This window comes from Helicobacter sp. MIT 11-5569, assembly GCF_000765695.2.
Taxonomy (GTDB): Bacteria; Campylobacterota; Campylobacteria; order Campylobacterales; family Helicobacteraceae; genus Helicobacter_D.
This window is the reverse complement of the sequence record NZ_JRPB02000038.1, coordinates 1-1,413: the sequence shown is the minus strand read 5'-3', so window position 1 is coordinate 1,413 and position 1,413 is coordinate 1. Positions and strand designations below refer to the sequence as shown.

Here is a 1,413-nt window from a genome sequence, read left to right as displayed (position 1 = left end):
GGCTTATCTAAAAACTCTTTCCATTACTCTTTGTGTATTATCTCTCATTATCTTTAGCTTTTATTCTTATAAAAATACCCATAATGCTATTAATTTAAACAATCAAACAATTAAGATTTTGTATTTAATTTATGTTGGATATGATGTGTATTATCTCTTACAAAGACTAACCAATGCCTAATAAACCCTTAACCTATAATCGCTTTAGAGCTTATTTGCGAGTTAAATTAAAAAATCAGCATTTTAATAAAAAAAGAACTTTATTGATTTCCTTAGTCTTGATTTTCTTTGTTCTTTGTTCTTTAACTCTCTTTCTACTCCCTTATAATATTTTAACGCAATATCCTTATTTAAAAGTTTTCACTGACTTTATGGACTTTATTCCAGCAATTAAACTTATGGAATCTAAAACCTTTGCCCCTGAACTTTGTAAGTTTTATGCTGCATATATGTTTGTGGTGGGTATGGTATATTCTTTGTGGGTCTTTGTGTATTATTTCTATCTTGTTATGAGACAAGGATTGTTATCCATTTATCATTATACTAAGGAAGCGAAAAAGGCTACTGAAAGGTTTGCAAGGATTTGTAAAAATAAAAAAATGGCAATATTTAGTATGATTATACTATCATTGCTTATGATTTATGTGTTCCATCGTTTCCTTAATGGCGGACTAATTGGCTATTCTAAGTATGAAGATAGTAGCACTTATTTTATAGATAACTTCTTTGAGATGTTATTTTACATTGATTTTTGGCAAGGCTTTATGGTATGCTTTGGAATACCATTCTTCTTTTGGGGTGCTATTGTAAATATTTATATTATTAGGGGCAAACAATGAGTGATGAGACTAATAAAGCAAAGAGTGGTTATCAAGAAAGAGGAGATACGGTTAAAAATGGAATAGGGGCAATAGGAGCTGCAATAGAAGCCACTACTAAAGAAGTAACTAAAAATCTTGATGTTTCTAATTTTGGAAAAACTACATTAAAAAACACTCCAAAGCCTATTAGTATTATCAATGATATTAATTCCATAGCCACTGCACAAGGAGAAAAGGCTAAAGTTGAAGCCTTTTATGGTGTAGCTCTTAGTAATACTTGTGCAGTAGCGGGAGGTGCGGCAGCTGGAGCAGTTATTGGTAGTGTTGCGCCCGGAATTGGCACGGCTCTCGGTGCTGGAGCAGGTGCAGGGTTTGGCAATTGGGTATGCAATAAATGGATTGCTGAACCCACAGCAGATAGTGCCTATAAACTTTATCAAAATGGCAAAGAGATGATAACCACTGCTACAAACTTTATATAAAACAATATTTAATTCCAAAGGACACCCAATGAATCTTAATTCCTACCTCACCCTAACAATAAATCCCACCTCTTCTCCTTCTGTCTCCTTTAAAATCACAAAAGCCATCA

Annotated in this window: 3 protein-coding genes; all 3 read left to right on the top strand. The window is 33.0% G+C overall.

Features of this window, described 5'->3' with window-relative positions; genetic code table 11:
• A partial coding sequence (locus LS70_RS10260) for a hypothetical protein (protein ID WP_236096477.1) occupies nt 1-181 on the top strand: 181 nt, incomplete at its 5' end.
• 82 nt (nt 182-263) lie between these two features.
• Nucleotides 264-839, top strand: a complete 576-nt coding sequence (locus LS70_RS09845) for a hypothetical protein (RefSeq protein WP_138109451.1) — start codon at nt 264-266, stop codon at nt 837-839.
• Entirely contained in the window at nt 836-1,303 is a 468-nt protein-coding gene (locus LS70_RS10120) for a hypothetical protein (protein WP_034286780.1), read from the top strand. The genes LS70_RS09845 and LS70_RS10120 overlap by 4 nt, the downstream gene beginning before the upstream one ends.
• Nucleotides 1,304-1,413: the final 110 nt, after the last annotated feature.

Bases quoted from the DNA above. Each gene is read 5' to 3' on its own strand.
- LS70_RS10120 (WP_034286780.1), top strand. From the start codon at position 836: ATGAGTGATGAGACTAATAAAGCAAAGAGTGGTTATCAAGAAAGAGGA.